15 protein-coding genes are annotated in these 18,034 nt (G+C 36.1%); 5 read left to right on the forward strand and 10 right to left on the reverse strand.

Annotated elements, in window-relative coordinates; translation table 11 throughout:
• Positions 1-209: 209 nt before the first annotated feature.
• From DWZ63_RS02955 to DWZ63_RS02970, 4 genes are all read left to right on the forward strand, one after another.
• Entirely contained in the window at positions 210-890 is a 681-nt protein-coding gene (locus DWZ63_RS02955; RefSeq protein ID WP_118498724.1) for a response regulator transcription factor, read from the forward strand.
• A gap of 67 nt (positions 891-957) precedes the next feature.
• The gene (locus DWZ63_RS02960) at positions 958-1,863 is read left to right on the forward strand and encodes a HAMP domain-containing sensor histidine kinase (protein WP_118498652.1); all 906 of its coding nucleotides are present in this window, start codon (positions 958-960) and stop codon (positions 1,861-1,863) included.
• Between the two features lie 95 nt (positions 1,864-1,958).
• Complete coding sequence (locus DWZ63_RS02965; protein ID WP_055942668.1) at positions 1,959-2,630, forward strand: ABC transporter ATP-binding protein; 672 nt, start codon at positions 1,959-1,961, stop codon at positions 2,628-2,630.
• Positions 2,631-2,642: 12 nt separating this feature from the next.
• The gene (locus DWZ63_RS02970; protein ID WP_118498654.1) at positions 2,643-5,297 is read left to right on the forward strand and encodes an ABC transporter permease; all 2,655 of its coding nucleotides are present in this window, start codon (positions 2,643-2,645) and stop codon (positions 5,295-5,297) included.
• A 202-nt stretch (positions 5,298-5,499) separates the two neighbouring features.
• Here DWZ63_RS02970 and DWZ63_RS02975 read toward each other — a convergent pair whose 3' ends face one another.
• The 9 genes from DWZ63_RS02975 to DWZ63_RS03015 form a co-directional block, all read right to left on the reverse strand.
• Complete coding sequence (locus DWZ63_RS02975) at positions 5,500-5,814, reverse strand: PD-(D/E)XK nuclease domain-containing protein (protein WP_347474816.1); 315 nt, start codon at positions 5,812-5,814, stop codon at positions 5,500-5,502.
• Positions 5,815-5,852: 38 nt separating this feature from the next.
• On the reverse strand, positions 5,853-6,086 hold the full coding sequence (locus DWZ63_RS02980) for an AAA family ATPase (RefSeq protein WP_347474817.1): 234 nt from the start codon (positions 6,084-6,086) through the stop codon (positions 5,853-5,855).
• Between the two features lie 227 nt (positions 6,087-6,313).
• A complete protein-coding gene (gene rpsU / locus DWZ63_RS02985; RefSeq protein ID WP_022013401.1) occupies positions 6,314-6,487 on the reverse strand; it encodes a 30S ribosomal protein S21 in 174 nt (57 codons plus the stop codon).
• A 330-nt stretch (positions 6,488-6,817) separates the two neighbouring features.
• On the reverse strand, positions 6,818-7,696 hold the full coding sequence (locus tag DWZ63_RS02990; protein ID WP_118498656.1) for a DNA alkylation repair protein: 879 nt from the start codon (positions 7,694-7,696) through the stop codon (positions 6,818-6,820).
• Between the two features lie 458 nt (positions 7,697-8,154).
• Entirely contained in the window at positions 8,155-8,586 is a 432-nt protein-coding gene (locus DWZ63_RS02995; protein WP_118498657.1) for a flavodoxin, read from the reverse strand.
• A 388-nt stretch (positions 8,587-8,974) separates the two neighbouring features.
• Positions 8,975-11,050, reverse strand: a complete 2,076-nt coding sequence (locus tag DWZ63_RS03000) for a heavy metal translocating P-type ATPase (RefSeq protein ID WP_118498659.1) — start codon at positions 11,048-11,050, stop codon at positions 8,975-8,977.
• 230 nt (positions 11,051-11,280) lie between these two features.
• Positions 11,281-11,613: a DUF6110 family protein gene (locus DWZ63_RS03005; RefSeq protein ID WP_055942686.1), complete on the reverse strand. Its 333-nt coding sequence runs from the start codon at positions 11,611-11,613 to the stop codon at positions 11,281-11,283.
• Positions 11,614-11,863: 250 nt separating this feature from the next.
• Positions 11,864-12,841: an aldo/keto reductase family protein gene (locus tag DWZ63_RS03010; protein WP_118498661.1), complete on the reverse strand. Its 978-nt coding sequence runs from the start codon at positions 12,839-12,841 to the stop codon at positions 11,864-11,866.
• Between the two features lie 124 nt (positions 12,842-12,965).
• A complete protein-coding gene (locus tag DWZ63_RS03015; protein ID WP_182431430.1) occupies positions 12,966-16,064 on the reverse strand; it encodes an alpha-L-arabinofuranosidase C-terminal domain-containing protein in 3,099 nt (1,032 codons plus the stop codon).
• Positions 16,065-16,439: 375 nt separating this feature from the next.
• Here DWZ63_RS03015 and DWZ63_RS03020 point away from each other — a divergent pair, with 375 nt between their 5' ends.
• Positions 16,440-17,231 (forward strand): AraC family transcriptional regulator, encoded by a 792-nt coding sequence (locus DWZ63_RS03020; RefSeq protein ID WP_055942693.1) that lies wholly within the window; start codon positions 16,440-16,442, stop codon positions 17,229-17,231.
• 74 nt (positions 17,232-17,305) lie between these two features.
• Here DWZ63_RS03020 and DWZ63_RS03025 read toward each other — a convergent pair whose 3' ends face one another.
• The gene (locus DWZ63_RS03025; RefSeq protein ID WP_330674070.1) at positions 17,306-17,797 is read right to left on the reverse strand and encodes a transcriptional repressor; all 492 of its coding nucleotides are present in this window, start codon (positions 17,795-17,797) and stop codon (positions 17,306-17,308) included.
• Between the last annotated feature and the right edge of the window lie 237 nt (positions 17,798-18,034).

An 18,034-nucleotide genomic window follows, 5' to 3' on the forward strand; every position in this document is an offset into this window, starting at 1 on the left:
ATACACAATGTTACAACAAAAAATAATAATGCTTACCTACAATGTAACTGACAGCGGTTACAGTACACACTTATCAAATCTATAATCGTATTTTCCATTTGCTTTTCTTTACTATCCGTCATACAATCTATATTATATTTGTTTCAAAATGTATTTTGACATATAAATTTTATAAATAATCATAGAAATGGAGATTTTTAATAATGAAAATGCAGCAAATTCTTATTATAGAGGACGATATAAGTCTTAATAAAGGTCTTTGTCAGGCTCTTAGTTCAGAGGACAGACAGATTTTTTCATGCACCAATCTGCAAGCCGCCAGACAACAGCTTGCCTGTTTTAAGGCTTCACTCATACTGCTTGACATTACACTTCCGGATGGCAGCGGACTTGATTTTCTGGTTGAAGTAAAAACCGATTTTCCTGATATTCCTGTTATCCTGCTTACCGCAAATGATACTGATTTTGATATTGTAAGCGGTCTTGAACTCGGTGCTGATGATTATATAACAAAACCTTTTTCTCTCGCCGTTCTTCGTGCCAGAGTTAATACACAGCTTAGAAAACATCCCATTTGCAATTCCCAGACGGCTAATTCCATTATAACAATAGATAATTTTTCATTTGATTTTGTGCACCTAACTTTTCTTGTTTTAGGCAAGCCTGTTGAATTAAGCAAAACCGAGCAAAAGCTTCTTTCTCTCCTCGTTGAGAACCGTGGCAATATCATGACACGTGATGTCCTTACCGACCGCATATGGACAGATGGCTCTGAATATGTGGATAACAATGCACTTTCCGTTGTTGTCAAAAGGCTCCGTGATAAACTTAACGCTTCTGATTATATACATACCGTCTATGGCATCGGTTATAAATGGGACAAAAAATAAAAAGAAAGTCACTATACCCCAAAATACATAAAAAATATAAAAGCATACTCCAAACGAAAGGATTTTTATGACTAAAGATTTCATTATATTTATTCAGTTTATAATTATTATAATATGTATAAATTCCATACTCCTAAACCGTTATAAAACAGATAAACTTCTCACTTCTCTCGAAAATATGATTGACTCAGCTTTAAAGGGAAGTTTTACTGAAAAGGTTTTTGATGAGAGCCGCCTGTCAGCACTTGAGACAAAATTTGCACAATATCTCTCAGGTCAGACCTGCTCTACCCAAAATATAATGCACGAAAAAGACAGCATTAAAACTCTTATCGCTGATATTTCACATCAGACAAAAACACCTGTCGCAAACATTCTTCTCTACTGTGAATTACTTTTAGAAGATGAACTCTCAGAAAACTCAAAAAATAATCTTATGGCACTTTATTCCCAGACTAAAAAACTCCGTTTTCTGATAGAGTCTCTCATAAAACTTTCACGGCTTGAAACAGGTATCATTTCCCTATCTCCAAAGAAGCAGGAAATCCAGCCGTTACTTGATAAGATATTTATACAATACAACCAGAAAGCCGATTCAAAAGATTTGTATCTTAATACCGTCAAAACTGATACAACGGCAGTGTTTGATGAAAAATGGACACTTGAGGCTCTTTGCAATATAGTTGACAATGCTATCAAGTACACCGTGACAGGTGGCATTTCCATAAATGTAATAGTCTATGAATTTTTTGTCAGAATTGATATTTCAGACACAGGCATTGGTATATCAGATAATGAGCATGAAAAAGTTTTTTCAAGATTTTACCGCTCCGAAAAAGCCAACACTACAGAAGGTGTCGGAATAGGACTCTATCTTGCAAGAAAGATAATTACAGGCGAAAATGGTTATATCAAAGTTTCTTCTTTACCGGAACACGGCTCAACTTTTTCCGTATTTCTTTCAAAACTGTAAGATTTCATATTGTGTTCTGAAAGATTTTGGAAAGTTTTATATGCCATACTATTATAGTAAAATCTTACAGATATTTTTTCAGAACGGAGGTCATTATGACAATACTAAAAACAGAAAATCTTACAAAAATCTATGGCTCAGGTGACAATGCCGTACACGCATTACAAAATGTAAACCTTGCCATCGAAAACGGTGAATTTGCCGCAGTCGTCGGAACATCAGGCAGCGGTAAATCAACACTTCTCCATATGCTCGGCGGTCTTGACAAGCCCACTTCCGGCAAGGTGTTTGTGGATGGAAAAGATATTTCTTCATTAAAAGACGAACCGCTCACCATATTTCGCAGAAGAAAAATAGGATTTATTTTTCAGGCTTACAACCTTGTACCAGTCTTAAATCTGTATGAAAATATCGTACTGCCGCTCGAACTTGACGGGAGAAAGATAGATAAGGATTTTGTAGCACAGATAACCGATACATTAGGACTTTCAAAAAGACTTAATGCACTGCCAAACCAGCTTTCAGGCGGTCAGCAGCAGCGTGTTGCCATCGCAAGAGCTTTAGCATCCGCTCCGGCGATAATACTTGCAGATGAACCTACCGGCAACCTCGACTCAAAAACAAGTCAGGATGTATTAAGTCTGTTAAAAGTTTCATGCAAAAAATTTTCACAGACAATGGTAATGATAACCCACAACGAAGAAATAGCACAGACAGCAGACCGTATAATCCATATTGAAGACGGCCATGTAATAACTAAAGATTAGGAGGACAAACTCATGAATGTAAAAAATAAAAAATGTATCTTCCGTTTGAGTTACCGTTCTCTGCATGCTGCAAAAAAGAGAAATATAATAGCTGTTATCGCAATAATACTTACCACTATCCTATTTACATCACTTTTCACGATAGCACTTTCACTAAATGACAGTTATCAGACTTACTCATTCCGTCAGATTGGTGGTTATTCACACGGGACATTTAAAGATGTAACTGACGAACAGGCAGACAAACTTATCACACACTCAAAAATAAAAGCTTATGGTAAACGAAATTGCATTGGTTCTATAAAGTCAGATTATTTCGGACAGATTTCAGGAGAAGTAAGTTATATGGATGAAAACTGCTCAAAATGGAGTTATGCAACACCAACAACAGGCAGAAATCCGGAAAACTCCGATGAAATAGCAATGGATACCACGGCTTTAAAACTCCTCGGTGCCAAAGCAAAACTTGGAACAAAGATAAAACTTACCTATACAGTAAGTGACAATAAAAGTAAAACATTTGAAAAAACGGACTATTTCAAACTTACAGGTTATTACAACTATAATAGTTTAATGCCGGTTCATTATATCAATGTTTCAAAAAAATATACTGAAAACATTATCAAAGAAGCAAAAAACAACAGACTTGATGATTTTCGGACAGACTTAAATGTGATGCTTAAATCAAGCCACAATATCGAAAAACAGATGAAGCAGATTGATAAAGACTTCGGGTATGACTGGCAGACACGAGACGAAAAAAACAGTGTTCGTATCGGTGTAAACTGGGGCTACACCTCTGAAAAAGTTGCAGAAAACACAGACACCGTAACGCTTGTCGGAATGGTGGCTTTCCTTATACTTGTCATATTTACCGGATACCTTATTATCTACAATATTTTTCAGATTTCAGTAACAAATGACATACATTTTTACGGTCTTATAAAGACAATCGGTGTCACTCCACATCAGCTTCGCAGGATAATCTATATCCAGGCATTGCTTCTTTGTGCAATAGGTATTCCGATTGGACTATTTATAGGATATTTCAGCGGTGTTACTCTGTTTCCTGCCATAATCTCACAGACTACGCTTGGTACAGAAAGCACCTCTATAAGCATATCCCCGCTTATTTTTGTAATATCAATACTTTTTTCACTATTAACCATACTTATGTCATGTCTACGTCCGGGATTTATCGCCTCTAAGATTTCCCCTGTTGAAGCGGTAAAATATACAGACAATTCAAACACAAAAAAGAAGAAAAAACATACCCGAGGTGCAAAAGTTTACCAGATGGCATTTACAAATCTTGGCAGAAACAAGCTAAGCACTTTCCTTGTTGTCATATCCCTTTCACTCTCCGTAGTGCTTCTAAATACATTATTTTTCTTTGTAAATGGAATTGATATGAACAGATTTGTTTCACGGCGTGTATGCTCTGATTTCATTATAAGTACAAAAAGCTATTTCCGATGTGAAATTGACGGTGAACACTGTATCTCAGACAAGGATATTCGCAGTATCACTACAAATACAGATAACAGATTAACCGGCTGTGGATATTTTCTGCCTTACGCTGATGTAGCAGGATGGGTTGACAAAAAGACCTATATAAATATGTGCAAAGGCACTTTCAGTCAAAAAGATTTACAGCAAAACCTAAATTCAATAAGAAAAAAGGGAGATAAAGTTGCATCCGATCCACTTATTGAGGGAATTGATATAAAACTTTTAAATAAAATTCAAGTCTTTTCCGGCAGCCTTTCTCCACTTAAAGACAAAAAACAGCACAATATAGCTATAAGCGTAATGACTGATGATTACGGCAATCCGCAAAACATGGGAATATACCCAAAAGTCGGCGATAAGTTCACAATGTCATATATTGATGATGCTTATTTTATTGATAATCGGACAGGCAAAAAAGTCACCGATGACACACCCGAAAAATATATGGAATACTATATAGCCAAAGAACATGAAGTCACATATACGGTATGTGCACTTGTGGAAGTTCCATTTTCAATGGGATTTCGATACGGTTCCGAAACCGGATATAATGTGGTAATGTCAACCGACAACCTGAAAAATGACAGCAGGCAAAAAATTTCACCATTATTTTATATCTTAGACTCTAAAAACAAAAAAGCTGAGATACAGACTGCGAACTACCTTAAAAATGTAATTTCCGCCCCTTCATCTTCACTTTCCTTTGAAAGTAAAGCTAAGGTCTGTCAGGAATTTGACAGTTTTAAAAATATGTTTATATTGCTTGGCGGTCTGCTGTGTACTGTTATAGGTGTTATCGGAATCCTTAACTTTGTCAATGCCGTGCTAACCGGAATTATGTCGAGAAAACATGAATTTGCAATGCTTAAATCCATAGGTATGACAAACAGCCAGCTTCGCAGGATGCTTATATATGAAAGTTTATTTTATACCGTAAGCTCATCCGTCGTATCACTCATTACTTCAATAATATTTGTCGTGCTCACCAAAAAACCTTTTGAAAATATTTTCTGGTTCTTCAGCGGACATTTTGTAATACTACCAGTATTGATTGTCGCTCCGGTATTTATCATACTTAGCTGTATTATCCCGATGTTGATGTATGGAAACACTGAAAAACAAAGTGTTGTAGATACTTTAAGAGATTTTGTGTAAAGTGTTTATATGATTAGGAATAATTGTATTTTTATCATCTAAAGGTACCGACAGAATTATAATTTTCACTATGCTCTATTCTAAGTAATAAGTGGCTGCTGTTTGATTATATGCTTAGAATGGGGCATAGTGTTTTTTATTTACATAATAATATTTTTTTATTAAATATATTTTGTATAATCAAAAAACTTAACAATATTAATCAATCTGTTCCAATCAGCACCTCTTTCCCCTTGAAAGCAAATCCATAATGTCTTATATTTTCTTTCTTCACACCTCTGCCTGTAAGTTCTGTATCATAATCTTTTTCATTTATTTGCTTTAATGCCGCCGACAATGTGTCTTTTAATGTATCTTCTTTTCTAAAGTTAAACACTTTAAATTCTATTACTATCCCCGGATATTTCATATTGTTTTTATCTAAATGATTGATATAAGTCACATACAAATTTTTTATTCTTGCAATCGTATCTTCATAATTATTTTGTTTTACACCTGCAAAGCTAAGAAAAATCACCTGGTATGTTCCCTGAAGTTTTCTATATTTTCATAATTTCATATTTCAAGTCCCTCAAACAAATCATCTCTTTCTGCAAATTTATTTAAAAAAAAGCAATTTAACATATCCATATTCAATGTTTTCCCAAAACGACGCGGACGGGTAATCAATGTTACATCATCATTCTTCTCCCACCACTCCTTTATAAACATTGTCTTATCTATATAAAAACAATCATTTACCCGAATACTTTCAAAGCTCTGTTTTCCTATACCTACTGTTTTAAACATATTCTATCTCCATTTTCCCCAAAAAATATTCTAAATTTCTTTGATACAGTTCTCATATCAGTCACTATGTAAATACTATTACAAGTTTAACATATATAGCCCTAAATAACAAATTTCTAAACTCAAAAATAAAAATAATATATTAAAAAAATTCAAAAAAAGAAAGAGATTAACCAAATAACCTCTTTCTGATTTTAGGATCTGACACTCAAATCCCTAACATACGATTAGTATTTGCGCTTACGAGCTGCCTCAGACTTCTTCTTACGACGAACGCTTGGCTTCTCATAATGCTCTCTCTTACGAATTTCCTGCTGGATGCCAGCTTTAGCACAATTTCTTTTGAAACGACGTAAAGCGTTATCCAATGTCTCATTCTCTTTTACGATTACATTTGACATAGTCTCACACCTAACCTCCCTCCAGTTGTAGATTATGCATCAAATACACAAACAACTGTGTAGGGTATTTTTTCACAGAACCACAGTCCTGTACGCACAAATATTATTATACCACAAATCTATCATTAGTCAACAGCTTTTTATATTTTCCCCCCAATTTTTTTTTGACCTTTTTTTGAAACAGTTTACCATTCCATTTTTTATTTTTATAAACAACTCATTTCTTTATTATTTTATCAAATCAAACTCCACTATTGTCTGAAATGTAAAATTTAACTTGATAAAATCAAATTTACTTATCAGTACATAACTTTATATCTTATACTATACCTACGATTGAACGGTAACAATATATTTCTTTAATTGCTTAGTCGGTATTTTTGACTCACATATCTTCCTTATTGCTTTTTTATATGACACTTCATCAAGCTTCAAGTTGTTTTTGTCATTCAAAAAATCCCATACTGCTTTTGGATATACCACAAACAACTCTGCTATAAGCCAGCCTGCCGCCATCTGCGTATAGTAGCCGTTTTTTGAAAAATCTCTGTTTACGAGCTCAAGTATTTTGTCTGTATATTTACCTTTATAAACACTATTTAGGGCTTCATTATTATATCTGACTTTACTGGTATCACTATCCGACTGCAAAGCGTTTCTTTCCTCTATTACACCTTCATCTGTCAATATGCTTTCTAAATCTATGTCATATCTGTCCACCGTTTTCTTTCTTGCAATCTTATTCCCTGCCATATCAATCTTTACATAATGCTCAAGCAAAAGTACAAGTCCCGCCCTCGCCACATACTCCTTTTTAGAAGCTGTCATTTTTTCAATATCATTTATAAACTCGTCATGATGTTTATCAATTATCCTGAACTCTTTACAAAACCCATCATTTATAGACCAGTTATTTATATAAGAAAGAAACTCATTCAATTTCTTTCTTGCAATTTTCACATCATCTTCCTTTGCCATCGCTATACCTGTAATAAATCCACGAAGCATCGTCTCCTCAAAGTACAAATCATCCTCTTCAAGCAATCCCTGCCAGTCCTCATTTTCTTTTATAAGTTCTCTCGCATACTTCCTGATAAGTGGCACTCTAACCCCAAGCATATTATCGCAGCCCGGAATAAGAGCCTTAGAAAAATCTCTGTATTTCTCCTCGCTCATAGAAAAAAGTCTTTCACGCACTGTTTTATCCATAATTTAAAAAATCTCCTTAAATTTTATCTTATAAGAGAACAAATTCCCTTGTCTTGCAAATTTATGATAACATTTTATCCTTTATGTCCTATTATAAGAAAACAAAAACATTAGTGCAAGCCGACTCCTTGTCCCGTACTACAAATAAACACCAAAAACATAACCATCCTATATTATATAACTATAAAAACAGCTTAAATTCACAATAATACTTTATAATTCATAACATATTTTTCAACCTATAACACTTTAAACCAATACAACATACTTTCATAAGAACAGCCGTGAAAAAAGATTATTATTCTAAACAAAGAGCGTTAGAACTGCATCGGTACTTAGCGGGTGTATTTAACCCGTTTATGTACCGCTATGCAGTTTTCCGAGCGAAATCGTCTCTTTGATGGAATAATAATCTTTTTCACGGCGTCACTTTATCATTATATTGTAAGTCCTCAATCCTACATTCCGGCAAGCTGTTTTCCGAGACTCTCACATTCACTTATCACATCACCATCAGGTGCTTCCTGGCATATAAGACCCTCTCCGTTTACGACTGTCGCTCCGGCACTTGTCATGCGTTCTTCCCAGTCACGCATCCACTGACCATCTCCCCAACCGTATGAACCAAACAGAGCAATCTTCTTACCTTTTACATTTCCCTCAAGTTCTGCAACAAATGGCTCCATCTCACTTTCCTCAAGAACCTCAGCTCCCATGGCAGGACAACCGAGTGCAAACACTTCCTCTGAATCAAGGTCACTGACCTGGCAACTACTTACATTGACAACTTCTGCCTGTGCTCCGCCATCTGTGATACCTTTACCTATCGCCTCCGCCATAGCGAGTGTATTTCCTGACTGCGACCAATATACAACACTTATCTTACCCATGATTATAATTCTCCTTTCAAAATGAAATACTTTATAGGCGTTTGCGAAACTATCATAAATCTTGATTAAATTATGCAGATATAACAAATAGTGTTAGTCGGCATTTTTGTCGTCGTCAGCACTTAATCAGCGTTTTTTGCTGATTTATGTACTGCTACGAACGACAACATAGCGAAAGCGTGCCGACGATATTATTTGTTATATCTTTGCAATTAACACAACATATAGTTAGTTTCGCAATTACCTACGAAATACTTTAGTTAGTTTTCCCTAACTTTGAGATTATGATACATAAATTATATACTAAAGTCAATAAAATAAATGACACCTTTTTATCAATATAACTATTATTGATAAAAAGGTGTCATTTTATTCATCACTTATCTAATTAATCAAGAAAACTTTGCATACTCTTAAGACTTATTGCAAGCGTAGATGCATTATGTAAAAGTGCTGATGTTGTAGGTGCAAGTATTCCGGTCACACCACAGAGTATAAGTCCCGAATTAAATCCAACTATTGTTCTGTAGTTTTTCTTTATCCTTTTCATAAGTGCATCGCTTAACATCTTAAGTGTCACTATCTGGTAAAGATCGTCCGAGCCAACCGTTATGTCGGCAATCTCTCTTGCTATCTCTGCTCCATCACTTATGGCAATTCCGACATTTGCTGCCGAAAGTGCAGGTGAATCATTTATTCCATCACCTATCATGATGACTTTTCTTCCCTCACTTCTCTCTTTCTCTACAAATGCAGCCTTATCTGCCGGAAGTACCTCCGAATAATAAACATCAACTCCGACTTTCTCAGCTATGTTCTTTGCAATCCTGTCACTATCTCCGGTCATCATTACAACCTTGTTTATTCCCGATTTTCTGAGAGAATTTACAACTGCTTCTGCTTCATCCCTGAGAGGGTCTTCTATAAGTATAACTGCCGCAAGTTCACCCTGTATAGCAAGATAAAGTCTTGAATATTCATCAGATATATTTTCAAACTGTTCTTTCTTATCTTCAGGTACAATGCATTTTTCATCTTCAAAGACAAAATGATAACTTCCGATAACTGCTTTTCTGTTGTCAATATAGCTAGATATTCCATGAGCGACAACATAATCAACTTTTGAGTGCATCTCCTCATGTTCAAGAGATTTTTGTTTTGCTGCCTCTACGACTGCTTTTGCCATTGAATGAGGGAAGTGTTCCTCAAGGCAGGCTGCAATCCTCAAAAGTTCATCCGGTGTCTCATCACAGAACGAAACAACCTCCACTACAGTAGGCTTAGCCTTTGTGAGTGTTCCTGTTTTATCAAACACAATAGTGTCTGCTTCCGAAACTGCTTCAAGGAATTTACCGCCTTTAACAGTTACATTGTGAAGGCTTGCTTCTCTAATCGCCGACAGAACCGTTATCGGCATTGCAAGCTTTAGTGCACAAGAAAAATCTACCATAAGCACTGATAATGCCTTTGTGACATTTCTCGTCAAAAGATATGTTAAAGCTGTTCCTCCAAGTGTATAAGGAACAAGTTTATCCGCAATATGACTTGCCTTACTCTCACTTGCAGATTTGAGTTTTTCTGTCTCTTCTATCATCCCAACTATCTTTTCATACTGGCTCGTTCCACCGACTTTTTTAACTTTGATGGTTATCTCGCCCTCTTCAACTACAGTTCCGGCATAGACATAATTGTCTTTAACTCGTCTTACAGGCATTGACTCACCCGTTATCGAAGCCTGATTTACCATCGCCTCGCCATCATAAACCTCACCGTCAAAAGGAATGATTGTTCCCATATGTACGACTACGCAGTCGCCCTCTTTTATATCATTTGAAGAAACCTGAACCTCTTTTCCATCACTGAGCATCCAGACACTTCCCGTATTTAGTGACATTGTCCTTGCAAGGTCATCAACTGATTTCTTATGTGTCCACTCCTCCAACAGTTCACCTATTCCAAGCAGGAACATAATCGAATCCGCAGTTGCTATATCGTTTCTGATAACTGATACACCTATTGCAGTTGCATCAAGAACTGGAACTTCTATCTTACCTTTAAGCAAAGTCTTTACACCTTTATAAATATATTTCAATGACATTGCCGTTGTATAGACTGCCCTTACCGGATAAGGAAGAAGTATCCTTCTCGCATATCTGTAAACGACTTTTTCAACCATTTTTCTCTGATATGTGTTGTTAAGTCCCCTGCCTGATGTCTCTAATACTGCTGCCGGCACATCAACATTTTCATAAGCAAATTTTCTCAATGCTTCTATTATATTTCCCCTGTCACCGACAAAATAAATAGCAGCATCCGCTGTTCTCTCAAACACCTTTGCATTTGTAACATACTGGTTGTTGGTCAGATAATATAATAATGTATCTGCCTGTTCAAAGGACATTCTGTTTTGATGTAAATGAACTCTTATTCTGCCTTTTATTTCATGCTTAATAGAAAATTTCATTTTTTGCCCCCTTTTCCGTATTATTCCTTTAACTTCGATATTGTTATTTTAACTTCAATTAGTATCATCTTACTGTCATATACCTAAAACAAGACACCTGAAAAATCAGATGTCTTGTATAAATATATGTCAGATTATTATCTAATGATAAATTTTGTGCAAAAAGATAAAACTTTAAGATAACAGTTCTGCCTTACACTTTAAAGCTCATCTTTTCACATTTATGTTAATTACTCAGCATCTGCTGCTGCCTCTGCGTCTGCTTCGTTTTCAACTTCCTCAAAATCATCATCGTCTGCTTCATCTTCAAAGCACTCTTTCTTTGCCGCTCTCTCTTCATTAATCTCTACAGCTTCTGCATAAATATCTTCGGCATTTTCCTGAACTGTTGATACAACATTCATAACACAGTCTTTTGCACGAAGAACTGCTGCCGTGCAATTTGAATATACATTCTTTGCATCATCACTTGAAAGAATTTTAATTCCTGCTGTACCAAATGCAACACCTGCTGCAAATAAACCTGTTTTTTTCCAATTAATAGCCTTTAAACAATCTAACATAATAAGTTCCTCCTCTGGATAAAAAATTTTATTTGTATTTTTTTCACAAAAACAGATATATCTGTCTGCTTTTGTGACATTATACAACAAAAAATCCAGTACGACACGGCTAATTTTACTTATTGAGAAATTTTAATCAAAAAGAGCCCGGAGAGGCTCTTTTTGATATTGTTTCTCAATATTTTTTTAATATTAAATGAGTTTTTATTTTATTTCTGCATTAAATAATTTATCCTGATGTCTGCAATTATTAACCAATATGTCTTTCAAATCTCTTAAAATCAAGAATTTTTTCAATCTCTTCGAATGCATCGGCAGGAATTCTAAAATCTGCCGCCGCAAGATTATTCTCAAGCTGTGACGGTTTGCTTGCACCTGTTATAACACTTGAAATGATGGACTTTCTAAGTATCCAGCTAAGTGCGAGCACCGACATATTAGTACCAAGCTCCTCGGCTATCTTTGAAAGTTTCTCCACTCTGTCAAGATTTTCATCCGTAAGAAGATTATTTATCTGTTTATCTGCCTGGTGGGTTGCCCTTGAACCCTCAGGATATGGCTCTCCTTTTTTATATTTTCCGGTGAGAAGCCCCTGTGCCAGCGGCGAGAACGGTGTAATTCCGATACCGTACTTTTCACAAACGGACATTATCTCATGCTCTATGTATCTGTCAATCATATTGTACTGCGGCTGAACAACCGTCATAGGATAAAGTCCGTATTTTTCGATTATCCTCTGTGCTTCTTCAAGTCTTGCAGCACCCCACTCCTCGCTTACACCATAATAAAGAATCTTTCCCTTTGAAACAAGGTCACTCAATGCACGAAGTGTTTCCTCCATAGGAGTTGTATTATCAAATCTGTGACAATAATATAAATCTATATAATCCATATTCAGATTTAAAAGAGAACGGTCTACATTCTCAAAAATGTGTTTTCTTGACAATCCCCAGTCGTTTGCTCCGCCTCCTGTCGGAAAGAAAACCTTACTTGAAACTACATAACTGTGTCGTTGATATTCATTCAGTATTTTTCCTAAAAATTTTTCAGCCTCGCCACCACTGTATGCATCTGCACAGTCAAAGAAATTAACGCCCTTATCATAAGCAAGTCTTATCGTATCTCTTGCAATATCAACTTTCTCAGTTCCCGCAAGATCCGTCATCCAGCTTCCTACTGCAATCTCACTAACCTTTAATCCTGACTTTCCTACATTTCTATAATTCACAAAAACCTCCTAGTCTCATTTATATACTTGCAAAAAATGTCATATTCTTACATTTAACAAAACCTGCAATAAAATTCACAGCCACCTGTTTTTTGCTATATATTTTATCTTTTTATCATTTTAATTATTTGTGCTTTATGCGTAAAACCGTAACAGAATACTTCGGAACAGTATAGTTAAACTTATCTTTAATACCTGTCACCTTATCACTCTTTAAAGTCACAGCCTCCTCTTTTCCGAGAATATTATCATCTGTCTCGCTCTGTCCTGCAACAACATCTACATCTGCTTCATCTGAAATTTCGCCCAATCCCGTCACATCTATTGCAAATGTTTTATCTGCTCCTGTTACATTGACAAGTTTTATGATAACATCACCCGTCTTGTCCGTACTTACAACCTGGTAGCTCTCGCTTCCCTCTGTCTCAGGTATAGTATAGTCCACATAGAGCATATCATCAAGATAGCATTTAACATTTCTGTCTTTTACTACTATCTTTATCTTGTACTTTTCGCCCTCGCTTATCTGACAGCTCATAATAGTTCCTGCTATCTGACCTGATTTTGAACCGCCTGATACTTTCTGTAAGCATGATACCGTATTGTTCCAGCCGCCAATGTTCCAGAAATAATTTTCGTTCTTATCTCCTACAGCAAACGGTATCATAAATCCTTCCTGTCCTGAAGTCTTTGTCGCTTCAACAGTATATGTATAATTTTTCCATGTATTGTTTCCAAAGTAAGCAACACTTCCCTGATTTCCATATGCCACAGTGTTTGTCACATCTGATGACTGAACAAGTTTTCCGTTCTTGACCGACCAGTTTCCGTCTGTTGCTTTCTCCCAGTATTTCGAGAAGTTTTCTGCTTTTGTAAATGTATCTTTTCCTAAAATCTTTCCATTGTCGTTTGAGACAACCTTTGCATTGTCAAATTTTGCAGCCGTATTCCATGTGCCTACACCGACTTTTCCTGCAAACGGCTTTGATGCCACCGTTGCCCCTGACATATCCGATTTAAGAAGTGTAGTTCCTGCATTCTTGGCAAATATTTTCTGAACATAATAATTTACCGAGCTTGTAACCGTGTTATTGTTAAACCATATAAGATCAGGTGACCAGTGAAGTGCCGTCAAGTTTCCAAATAATGGTGCATATGCAGCCATCTTAACTATGTCTCCATTTCTCTCTAGTCCCGTCATATATGCCGCTTCGGAAAGTGCCGCTTTCCAAGTATTTGACTGTGCCGCATATTCTCCAAGGAACACATTCATTCCGCCGCCGTAAGTTGAAGTTGTCATGTTGTCAGTAGTTCTGCTGTAATTCTTTTCATCATAATAATCCGTGTGTGTTAAGAACCAGCTTGGCTCATTATAATAATGATGGTCGATAGCTCCCGCAAAGTCATTTATTGTCTTGTCAGGATGTGCCTTAAGCCATGTTGCAGCTTCATTATATGCTTCCATATAAACATCTTTTCCACTGTCTCCGTCATCGACACCCGCTGTAAACATAAGCTCTATATCACCATAAAGTGCAGGATTTGTTTTCTTTGCATCGTTAAACGCATCTACAAACGCTTCATAATGCTTAAAGAAATCATCACCCCACTGTTCGTTGCCAATGCCGATATATTTGAGTTTAAATGGTTTTTCATGTCCCATCGCAATTCTTATCTTTCCCCACTTTGTAGTCTTATCACCACGACAGAACTCAACAAGATCAAGGGCGTCCTGAATATACTGCTTGAACTCAGCAGAGTCTAATGACGGTCCGTTTCCATCCGACTGTCCCATACAACATTTACCACAGTTAATAACTGGAACTCCGACTGCATCTATATCCTCAGCAAGCTGGAAATACTCATAAAATCCAAGACCGTATGTCATAAATGAAGGATATTTATCATTTGTTGCCCTCTCATCCGTCCATATATTTTGTCCCTGCTTTCTTGCTGCAACATCGCCATATGTTCCGTTAAATTCAAACGGCTGTCCGCTTGAATCTGCACCTATTGAATCTTTCCAGTTATATCTTGTCTCGATGGTCGCACCCTCAACAACACATCCTCCCGGAAATCTCAAAAATCCCGGATGAAGTTCCTCTAATTTTTCTGCAAGGTCTTTTCTAAGACCGTTCTTTCTGCCCTTATATGTATCCTGTGGGAAAAGCGAAACCATGTCTACCGCAATTTTCCCCTTAGGAATCGTAACCTGTAATTTTACATTTTTATTTGAAGTAACCGACGATGTAAGTTTAAGCTCATACTTTTTCCATTCTGTCGTAACATTTTCGATAGTTCCACTTCCTACAACATCACTTCCATTCATAAGTTTGACATTTAATGGACCGGTATAGCCATCCATTCCTTTTGCATACACGGAAAAATCATATCCGGTATTCTCTTTTATCGACATTCCATCAAGGAAGCCCTCATTCGCAATACCCGCATCACTGTCTGATTTGTTCTCAATAACTATATAATTAGGGTTATTTGCATTAAGACAGCCTGTCTTGTCATCCTTTACAACCTTTGCCGTAACTGTTCCGACATCGCTCCATGCATGTTTTTCATTATCCGATGCAAGATTTGTAAATTCAAATGAACGGTTCTGCACCATCTCTGCATAAAGTCCGCCGTCTGCTGCAAAATTTATGTCCTCGATAAATATTCCATATAAAATATCACTAATATCATGTACTTTATCAGACGCATTGATATTTAATAAATAATTGCTCTGTTCACTGTTGTACCCACTGACTTTTCCAGCATCTCCGTAAACGGTCGGAACCGGTGCAGCGGTAGCCTGTACTGTCAGGTCAGGTGCCACATCCGTCGTATCTTCTGGATTTGTGACTTTAACCGTACATCTTACAGTCTTTTTTGTCACTTTATTTGAACTTTTCGGAATATAACTTACCTTAACCTCTATCTTTGTACTGCCTGCCTTTACAGCCTTGATAACACCCTTTGCCGTAACAGAAGCCACCTTTTTATTTTTGCTTGTAAAAGTCACTTTTTTTAATTTTTTTACATTTTTTACCGTGACTTTTAATGTTTTCTTTTTTCCTTTTACAAGTTTGATACTTGTCGTGTTCAGCCTGATAACAGGTGAATTATTTTTCTTTGCGGCAACACTCTTTACATACATTCCCGGAATTGATGCTAAAACAAGTGCACCACTCATACACAATGCTAAAATCTTTTTTCTGCTAAGTCTCATACTCATCCTCTTTTCTAAATTTGAACTTTTCAGTTAAAAATTAAATTATAGTTTTATTAAATGCAATGCATAGATATTGCTTTTTTCAAAAACTTTATTAGCTTACGAGAGGAAGTTTTCTGCGGAAATCCCTACAATATCATGCATTGCTATTTAATCTTACATTTATGATTATATAAATCTTTTGACTTTTAGTCCATGATATTAGCTGTCAAGTATTTGATTTTTTTAGCTTTTTATATTATACTATTATTGTAATTAACCAAACAAAACAACAAATGCCACTTGATTTAAAATCCAAAAGATATAAACTCAAAATACGACAACAATATTTACTAATCAACTACCGTTGTAAAATTCAGGAGGAAATAATAAATGATTAAAATCAGACTTATTGGATACCATTTTCACAACTGCCCTGATTTTTATGTAAACCGTCCAAATGGTTCCGGAGATTATCTGCTTTTATATCTGCGTTCTCCAACTGAAATCATGACAGACAATAAATGCATACGCGTTCCAAAAAACACTTTTATTTTATACCAAAAAAACAAACCACAGATTTACAGACATATTCAATCCGGTTCCGCTGATGACTATTTTATAAACGACTGGATTCATTTTGATTTTGATGAATATGATAACTTTTTTGAGAAACTTGAAATTCCTTTTAACACTCCTATAACACTCTCGACACCGAAAGTTATAACTGACATGATAGCAGACCTTTTCATCGAATACTTCAATGAAGGCGACCAGCACGAACATATAATGAGCAGCAAAGCTGAAGCTCTTTTTCATAAATTCAGTGATCTTTACAGAACCACCTTAAATGCCGGCTCCGCTTTTGACAAATATTTTGATGAATTTTCAAAACTCAGACAACATCTCTACAACTATGAATATGTACCATCAGGTGCAAAAGAAATAGCAGACAAACTTGGACTGAGCACATCGTATTTCCAGCACACATACAAAAAGATATTCGGAGTATCTGTTCATCAGGATATAATAAAAGCCAGAATAGAACACGCCGCAAGACTTTTACAAGGCAGCAACGACTCAATCTCCGAGATAGCTGCCATATGCGGATACGAGAACCTCGAACATTTTTCAAGACAATTTAAGAAAATAAAAGGAATGTCACCTCAACAATTCAGAAAATAAATTTCCTATACATAAAAAAAGATAACATAGAAATCAACTGCTTTTTGATTTCTATGCTATCCTATTTTTTTACATTATTTTCCACACTGACATGATTTTGCGATAACACTGCGTACATTAAGGTCTGACGGATAACCGCAGGCAACAAGCCCTGCCTTTATCACCTGATGCCACTTCTTTGCTGAAAGTTCCACAACAGTGTCATCATCAAATTCAATTGTGCAGGCATTTTCAACTTCACACCCTGAACCACAGGCTATCTTATACATATTCTTTCTACTGATAGCTCCGATTTCTTCGAGTTTGTTCACCATCCTATATACAGTGGCAGTGCCTATCTTGCCGTCCTGTTTTGCTGCCTTATAATATATCTCCTTGCAGCATGAGCAGTCCTCCTCAAGTATAATATCTAGTAACATAAGACGCTGCTTCGTTATACGACAACCATCATCTTTAAGACGCTGTATCACCATATCTTTCTGCATTTTTGTACGCTGATAATTCTGTGATTCCTGTATCTTTCGTTTCTGTTCCATAACTGCCATCGCCATAGTCTGATTCCCCACCTCTCATCTCTCTGTCATGTATGAATATAAGCATTGCTGTTCACACCTGCTGTGCTACTAACAATGACTTCAATCCATACTCATAACATAGTTCACTGTCTATTTGTCACTGTCCACACCAACGATGCGGACAGCAATATTTATTTTTCTTTAAAAAAACCTATTATTATCTTTATTGCAAGTACAAACATAATTGCAAGAACGATCAAGATAACCACATCAACCGGTTTAACTTCT

It is taken from the genome of Clostridium sp. AF34-13, from assembly GCF_003477845.1.
GTDB classification, from domain to species: domain Bacteria; phylum Bacillota; class Clostridia; order Lachnospirales; family Lachnospiraceae; genus Butyribacter; species Butyribacter intestini.